This is a genomic window from Flammeovirga agarivorans (assembly GCF_012641475.1).
GTDB classification, from domain to species: domain Bacteria; phylum Bacteroidota; class Bacteroidia; order Cytophagales; family Flammeovirgaceae; genus Flammeovirga; species Flammeovirga agarivorans.
In genome coordinates, this window is the sequence record NZ_JABAIL010000148.1 from 1 (window position 1) to 504 (window position 504).

Annotated in this window: 1 protein-coding gene; it reads right to left on the reverse strand. The window is 38.3% G+C overall.

Features of this window, described 5'->3' with window-relative positions; all coding sequences use genetic code 11:
• On the reverse strand, window positions 1-405 hold a 405-nt coding region (locus HGP29_RS28695), incomplete at its 3' end, for a hypothetical protein (protein ID WP_211093493.1).
• Between the last annotated feature and the right edge of the window lie 99 nt (window positions 406-504).

The following is a 504-nucleotide window of genomic DNA, read 5'->3' on the forward strand; positions in this document are numbered from 1 at the left end:
AGGATTAAAAGGACGAATGTCATCAAACGTATTTTCAGAAAGATTGACACCGTTATTGTTAATCAATATACGTTTACCTGTATCGACACGGATGGATAGAAGATCACCTCCTAAATATACGGGATCTTGACCAGTGCGTTTAATAATTAGCTTGCCAGATTCATCATATATATATAAATTTTCCCCAGAAAAAGCCAGCCATCGCTCCGCCATATAGTTTAGCGTATCAAAATGCCCCTCAGGCGGAACCACTAACTTTCCATGAATGTCAAAGACCATATATCCATCAGCATTATGCTTATAAGGGAATTGCATCGTGTTGGTATATAACAAATTTGCTTCATTACCCATGACTGAACTGGAAAAAGCCAAGCACGTTGCTATTGCCAATGAATGTTTTAACATGTCTTCCCCCTGTAATTAAAAAAATTGTTGGCAAATTTTAGAGCCCAACAATACCGTCCGCAACGGAATCATTCATCCCTCATATCATTGTGAGAGAAC